Origin of the sequence: Halomicronema sp. CCY15110 (genome assembly GCF_016888165.1) — a bacterium.
In the GTDB taxonomy this organism is placed as follows: Bacteria; Cyanobacteriota; Cyanobacteriia; order Phormidesmidales; family Phormidesmidaceae; genus Halomicronema.
In genome coordinates, this window is sequence record NZ_JACSWC010000180.1 from 1 (window position 1) to 7,307 (window position 7,307).

General features: G+C 55.4%; 5 protein-coding genes and 1 pseudogene. 3 read left to right on the forward strand and 3 right to left on the reverse strand.

Going from position 1 to position 7,307, the window contains the following annotated elements:
• Positions 1 to 810 precede the first annotated feature (810 nt).
• Positions 811 to 2,499, reverse strand: coding sequence for a dihydroxy-acid dehydratase (gene ilvD / locus JUK32_RS05170; protein ID WP_204137785.1), 1,689 nt, complete (start codon positions 2,497 to 2,499; stop codon positions 811 to 813).
• Positions 2,500 to 3,149: 650 nt separating this feature from the next.
• Here ilvD and JUK32_RS05175 point away from each other — a divergent pair.
• Positions 3,150 to 3,989: a pentapeptide repeat-containing protein gene (locus JUK32_RS05175; RefSeq protein WP_204137786.1), complete on the forward strand. Its 840-nt coding sequence runs from the start codon at positions 3,150 to 3,152 to the stop codon at positions 3,987 to 3,989.
• Here JUK32_RS05175 and JUK32_RS05180 read toward each other — a convergent pair.
• Positions 3,928 to 5,817: an alpha/beta hydrolase gene (locus JUK32_RS05180; protein WP_204137787.1), complete on the reverse strand. Its 1,890-nt coding sequence runs from the start codon at positions 5,815 to 5,817 to the stop codon at positions 3,928 to 3,930. The two genes, JUK32_RS05175 and JUK32_RS05180, sit on opposite strands and share 62 nt — an antisense overlap.
• A 52-nt stretch (positions 5,818 to 5,869) precedes the next feature.
• Positions 5,870 to 6,079, reverse strand: a complete 210-nt coding sequence (locus JUK32_RS05185) for a hypothetical protein (RefSeq protein WP_204137789.1) — start codon at positions 6,077 to 6,079, stop codon at positions 5,870 to 5,872.
• Between the two features lie 31 nt (positions 6,080 to 6,110).
• Between JUK32_RS05185 and JUK32_RS05190 the strand changes: the two are divergent.
• Positions 6,111 to 6,544, forward strand: a pseudogene (locus JUK32_RS05190) (cytochrome).
• A 354-nt stretch (positions 6,545 to 6,898) separates the two neighbouring features.
• Positions 6,899 to 7,186, forward strand: coding sequence for a hypothetical protein (locus JUK32_RS05195; protein WP_204137788.1), 288 nt, complete (start codon positions 6,899 to 6,901; stop codon positions 7,184 to 7,186).
• Positions 7,187 to 7,307 lie beyond the last annotated feature (121 nt).

Genomic DNA, 7,307 nt, shown 5'->3' on the forward strand with positions numbered 1-7,307 from the left:
GCCATCGCCTCCTTGACCGGCTATGACTTTATCCTTGAGGCTCTATTCTATGCAGCTTTATAGAGAATTGGTATAACATCCGCTGGGGCTAAGGTCAGCGTACTGCTTAACGGTGGCCTTCATCAGATTTCTCATCTCAGTTAGCAGGCAACTACCTGGCAAGCGCTCAAACTCCAGCCTATTTCATCAATCTGCCTGAGTTTTGGATACAGAGTAAAGAGGTGCTCCGAGACAGATCTCGAAATTGTGAATCAAGCTTTCAGAGATGATTGAATCACCAAGGTTCCTGAAAAGGGGTAATGAGTTTGCGCCGACATGAGTCGCAAGCTCTACAGCCACTCGTAACTAGAGTCGTCGATTTTGTGGTTATTGCTGGCAATGGATTCTGCTCGTTGGGGCTCTCCTTGACTTGGTGTGGAACAAGGTTATGTGCAAGCCCAAGACTGCTGCTGATGCGTCCAAGCAAGGGCTCAAGCTCACACGAACCCAGGGAGAGCCTTCGTTGGTAGTGCGAAATTGGTCTAGATGACTGGAAGAATACTGTTTTGTGAAGTTAACGCGCGATCGCGAGCACAATTCCTAGTCCCGATCAGTCTAATGATCAGAGGAGCAGATCCACACCATTGCCATCAACGATCAATTGGAGATAGCGCTACAAGCGGCAACTCCAATTGACCGTTGATGGCGGGTACTGTCGTGACAATGTGACCCTCAAAATCTCTGGCCCGAGTCGCAATGCGGCTCGGGCCAGAGGTGTCACTGTTGAAGTCAGGCAAGGGCGCGATCGCGCCCTCCTGTTGGACGTGGTCTTTACTCAAACAAATCGAGATCGGTGACGGCACCGCGACTGCTGGAAGATACGAGCTTGGCATATTTGCCCAAAATGCCGCGAGTGTAGTTGGGCTTGCGCGGTTGCCAAGCGGCCCGCCGCTGCGCCAGTTCTGCATCGGAAATATTGAGCTGTAGCAGGTTGTGGTCAGCGTCAATGGTGATCGCGTCGCCTTCTTGCACCAGAGCGATCGCTCCTCCGACAGCGGCTTCGGGCGCAACGTGGCCCACCACCATACCGTAAGTGCCCCCAGAGAAGCGGCCATCGGTGATCAAGCCGACGGAGTCCCCCAGTCCAGCGCCGATGATGGCGGCGGTGGGCGCTAACATTTCCCGCATACCGGGGCCACCCTTCGGCCCTTCATAGCGCACGACAACAATGTCACCCGCCACAATTTGCTTATCGAGAATCGCCTTTAAGCATTCCTCTTCCGACTCAAACACCCGAGCTGGGCCAGTGATTTGGCGCTTTTTGATGCCCGTCAGTTTCGCTACGGCCCCTTCCGTCGCCAGGTTGCCCTTGAGGATGCCCAGGTGCCCTTGGGGATACATGGGATGATCAAACGTGCGAATCACGTCTTGATCAGCGCGCGGCTCAGAGGGAATATCGGCTAATAGTTCGGCAACGGTTTGTCCGGTAATGGTGAGGGCATCGCCGTGCAAAAGTCCCTGGCTCAGCAGCATCTTCATTACTTGAGGAACACCACCGGCTTGATGGAAATCCGTCGCGACATAACGCCCCGATGGTTTCAGGTCGCAGAGGACGGGCACTTTGCGGCGAATGGCTTCAAAATCGTCGATGGTGAGGGGCACATCGATCGCATTAGCGATCGCCAGCATATGCAGCACCGAGTTAGTGGAACCGCCCACCGCCATAATCACCGACAGCGCATTTTCAAACGCTTTGCGGGTCAGAATTTGGCTGGGCAAAATTTGCTTGCGCACTGCTTCCACCAAAACCTGCGCCGACTTGGCCGCACTGTCCGCTTTTTCGGCATCCTCTGCGGCCATGGTCGATGAATACATCAGACTCATGCCCATCGCCTCAAACGCAGAAGACATCGTGTTAGCGGTAAACATGCCGCCGCAAGAACCGGCCCCCGGGCAAGCATTGCGTTCCACCCCGATCAGGCGCTCTTCACCAATTTTCCCAGCGCTGTATTCACCGACGGCTTCAAAGGCGCTAACCACAGTCAGATCTTCACCCTCGTAGTGACCGGGTTTGATGGTGCCACCATAGACAAAAATCGCCGGAATGTTGAGCCGACACATCGCCAGCATCGCCCCCGGCATATTCTTATCACAGCCGCCGATCGCAATCACCCCGTCCATACTCTGACCGTTGCACACCGTTTCAATCGAGTCGGCAATCACCTCGCGAGAAACGAGGGAATACTTCATGCCCTCTGTCCCCATGGAGATGCCGTCGCTAATCGTGATCGTGCCGAAAATCTGGGGCATGCCGCCAGCATCGCGAATGCCCGCCTCAGCGCGATCGGCGAGACCGCCAATGCCCATATTGCAAGGAGTAATCGTGCTGTAGCCATTGGCAACGCCAATGATGGGCTTGGTAAAGTCATTGTCGCCAAATCCCACCGCCCGCAACATCGCTCGGTTGGGCGTGCGCTGTACCCCTTGGGTAACGACCTGACTTCTACGGTTCTCTGACATGACTACCTTGTCCGCCTGTACTGAAAAATGCTCCCTAATCCTATCGAATTCACCTGGACTCCCAGCATAGACTCGATCATTGACCCATCATAAAAATGCTGATTTTTTCGAGGTTCGACTGGGCTGAATGGCTCCCTCAAACGGGAGCGATCGGGTGGTATGAATCGGCCTAAGTATTGGCAAAAAAGGGCAGTCTGCGATTCAAGAGAGGTCCGATGCGATCGCTGGGGAGTCGAAGAAAATGCCCGTCAGATGACTGGCAATCAGCGACTTCCCTGACCATGAATGCGCTCAACAAGCAAAGTTCTGTGAAGTTATTACGGCAGAATTCCAGCAGGGAGTGGCGATCGCGATCGCGTTGCCAGTCTATGGATCATTGCGATCTAAGGCACAAGATCGAATCCTCCGACTCGGCAAAACGCCGTCCCAGGGCGGGCTACAATTTGTCCTGCGAATGCAGTCAGCCCCCGAAATCGCGTTAAGATGACCCCACCATAAAGTGCTGCTGCTGTTTGCTTAGACCCGTCTCCTTGTCAGGATGGTTTCCGCTGCGCCCGAGCTCCAGCCCCCCTGTTCCAGGGCGTATCATTGCTCAGAAACTTCATCAACGAGACAATATTAATAAGTTCCTGAATTAAGGTTTCGATCACATGGATGCGAATGAAATCATTACGCGATACGCCTCAGGAGAAAGAGATTTTCGGGGAGTAGATTTGAGGGGCGTTAACCTCGCGAATGAAAACCTGCGAGATATTAATTTGCGTCAGGCGACCTTGAACGGCGCTGATTTATCCGGATGCGACTTAAAAGGTGCCAACTTTCGTGAGGCAAAGCTTGAGAAGGTTAACTTACAAGGGGCTCAACTCGAACTCGCGAATCTGATTGGGGCAGATTTGGCCCATGCCAATTTGACGGAGGCCAACCTGAACGAAGCGGGTATCCGGGGCACCAATCTAACCAAGGCAATCTTAAATAAAGCCACTATTCAGGATGCCAATTTGAATGAAGCGGTACTCGATGAAGCACACCTGCGGGAAGCCAATTTGTCCCATTCTGCACTGAACCGCTGTCATTTAATCGAGGCTGATCTCACGCTGGCCAAGTTAGAGGGGGCCAGTTTTGCCAATGCCATGCTGACCGGAGCGATTTTAACGGGGGCAAACTTGGCCTCGGCTTCTCTGAGCGGTGCTAATTTAGACAATGCCGATTTGAGTGGGGCTGATCTTAGCCGTACCAAGCTTCAGGGGAGCACACTGGTCAATGCCCACTTGGTACAGGCCAATTTGCGGGGGGCTAATTTGAGCTGGAGTTCCTTGCGGGGAGCCGAGTTGCGGGGAGCGACGTTTTATCGGGCCAAGCTGAGCTGGTCTAACTTGAGCGGCGCTGACTTAAAGGAAGCCGTCATGATTAGTGCCAGCATGGACTACGTTAATTTGCGGAATGCGGTGCTGACGGGGGCGATTCTGCCGGACGGTCGGACGCACGAGTAGGGCGTAACTGATTCGCGATGGGAAACGGCCCGTGGGGTCGGGGCGCAATGCGGGCAGCGAGATCTAGCGGACGAATGGGAGCCTGAGCAACGGTATCTCGGCGCAGATTGGCGAGGCGATACTGCACGTCAATGAACTCTAGATGCATGAGTGACGCAATGCCTTTAAGAGTCGGGGTGAGGCGACGGGCCAGGCGATCGCGGTTAGTGAGCCAACGGTTGACGCTGCTGGGTAGGCGATCGCTAAACCGCAGGGGTAAGGCGGGCGTCGAAAACTGCGCCGCATACTCGGCACTCAAAAACGGTTGATAGGTGCGGGCTTGCGGGGTCTGCTGCATAGCAAAACTAAACACGACGCCCTTGAGATAGGTACGGAGGGCAGCGGTTTCGTTCGGCGGATGCTCGGGCATTAAGGGGACTTGGGTGAGGGCCGGATTGATATTTTCCGGATCGCCAACGCTGAGATGGGTACCGCCAATAATCGCCACCAGCGATCGCGGCCCCGCCAACTGATTAAAGGGGCGTAATTGTTGATCCGACACCGAAGCGATGCCGTCATTGGTACTCGTAACGACCAGAGTGGGCAGCTTCACCGCCCGCAATCCGTCATCACCAAACAGTTGCCCCGCCAGCGGATTCATCAATACGAGTTGCGTAATGCGCGGGTCGGCCAAGCTCTCGGGGGGAAATTGGGCCTCGGTCGCGGCACATTGAAACCAGTCAGCAGGAGACGATGCCCCCACTTCTAACGTCGCGCAAGCATCCGCCAGGGCAATGGGATCGACCTTGCCGCCCGCTAACACTAGGCCGGTATAGCCCCCCAGGGAGTGACCAATCAGCGTGATCGAATCCATGCGAAGGTGATCGCGAAGAAAAAAGGAATGCTCATGCAGCTCAGCTAACCGATCCAGAATAAAGCTGACATCCCGGGGGCGCTCAATAAATTCCTCAGCGGATAAGATGGCCCCGTCGGCTTGGATAAGGGCATCCACATTACTGCCGGGATGCTCTAACGCTACCACTGTCAGCCCGTAGGAGGCGAGGTGCTCAGCCAAATATCGCAGAAAGTAGCGGTCGGCTCCCAACCCATGGGACAACACAATCATCGGGCCGGTCGTTTGTTCAGACCAGTACAAATCAACGGGAACGATGCGATCGCGCTCATGGTCACGAAACGCTACGGCCCAGCGCTGGGGCACATGGGGACCCGGCTGGGCCGGAGCCAATTCGCTGGTGAGGGCAGGCCCTCCGACCGTCGTCAGTTCGCGGTCCAGGATGCGACTGAGGGTCGTTTGTTCGAGCTGCGACAGCCCTAACTGTGAGACCAACCGCATCAGAGCCAGGCCGTCTAAGGTCAAGGTGTCATTGGGCAACGCTTCGAGCAGCGTCACCGCCGTCACCCCTTGGGGATGTTCCTCGACCGTTTGCAGTGCCGCTTGCACCATGGCAGGCGTGAGGTCGGGGGCGATTTGCGCCAGGGCGGTCACAAAGGGCTGCCCTTTGGGCGTCCCAATCAAGTCTGCTAAAAAGCGATCGCGCAGGTCGGGTTCCACATTTAGGCGGCGCTGGAGCGATTGCTGCACCGCTGGGGTCAACACGGGTCGCCACGGCTCTAACTGGGGGGAAATCTGTCCGGTTTGGGCAAACGTCGCCAGATCATCCACGGTGACCCGCGTTTGCAGCGGGCCAAATTGGACGTGAATGTCGTTCACTGCTGGACTCGGCAAAGCGGTGAGGGCGATCGCCCCACCACTCAGCAATCCCAGACTGCCATACCAACGGCCAGATCTGGCTAACTGCCGAATCATTTTGAGTAAGCCTGAACGCATCTCCACCAACGCTATGAATCGAGCCAAAGCCCATCGCAAGGACAGGGTTAATCTAATCTAATCGATGCCCATGGGGTTTGAAAGGAGGGCCAATGTCAAATTTTGTTGCCAACCAAAAAGCGCTCGGAGCAGCTTGCGGGTCGAAATCGCGCCATGCAGCCCCGAGCTTCCCCAGGATCAGGATGGACTGTGTTGGACTGATCACCACAATGCCAATCGCTTTGGCATGATCTGAAATGACAAAAATTTTAATCGGCGTCATCGGCCCCGGTGAAACCGCCACCGAGGCTGAAATGAAAACGGCCCAAGCATTGGGACAGGCGATCGCGCAAGCGGGGTGGGGGATACTCACCGGGGTCGAGCGGCGGGCGTTATGGCGGCCGCCAGTCACGGAGCTCACATGGCCGATGGTCTCGTCGTGGGCATCTTGCCCGATGCGGATACGGCCAATATGGCGGCCAACGTTGATGTTGCGATCGTGACGGGCATGGGCCAAGGGCGCAATGTCATCAATATTCTCTCCAGCCGCGTGGTGATTGCCTGCGGTCTCGGCCCCGGCACCCTGTCAGAAATGGCGCTAGCCCTCAAACTCGGCAAGCCGCTGATTGTGCTGCACTCCCCACAGACCCTCGTTGCAGAGTTATCGCCTTTGTCGTCCACGCCGCTGGTGGCAGTCGCCACCATTGCGGAAGCGATCGCCACCACCCGCCGCTATCTAGCTTCATGAAAGGGCCACTGACCGAGGGCGGCGATCGCCCAGATCGACCAAGATGTCCGGTGCATATCTACACATCAGAACGACGAGCCATGAGCACCTGACAGAAAGAGTGGCTTATCTTGAATTAGGATCAGTAAAGATGCGCTCAAAGATGCACTCAAAAGCGCCGCCCGCCGGGTTAACTGCCGCTCCCCGAACCTCCAGGGTCTGCTCACTCTGGCCGATCGCGGCCCTGTGAGAACGACTATCCTGGGTAGTGAGGGTCACGGTTGATTTTGGAAAGATCGAGAATCACCCTTTATCCTTAATCAGTAGACATGTTCAGCGGTTGGTTTGCCTTCGGCATTTACTCTGTGTTTCACCATGCCCAATAACAACGCCAAAGACGATTTCTTGACACCCCGCAGCTCTTATTGGGGAAAGCCGACATTACCCAATTTGACCTTTAACTCAAATTTGCAAGAGTTTGCGCAGCGGGTGTCTTACATTTGCAACTTGGAAACTGGGGGCAAAATCGAGTCAGAGGAAGCCTATCAAGAGATCAAGCAGTTATGGAAACAGCTCAAACTGTCGAAAAAAAATCTGCTCGATACCCCGCCGCCAGAAATCACCCAAGAGGACTTACCCGATGACGGCGACGAGGCGCAATAACATTGGGGCTAGTCACGGGGCTGGCGCACGCGGCCTTAGGGATGTGCAACTAAATAAAGTACCCGTTCAATCCGGTTTCGACTTCGCTCAACCTACCAGTATCGAGAGTTGAGCGGAGTCG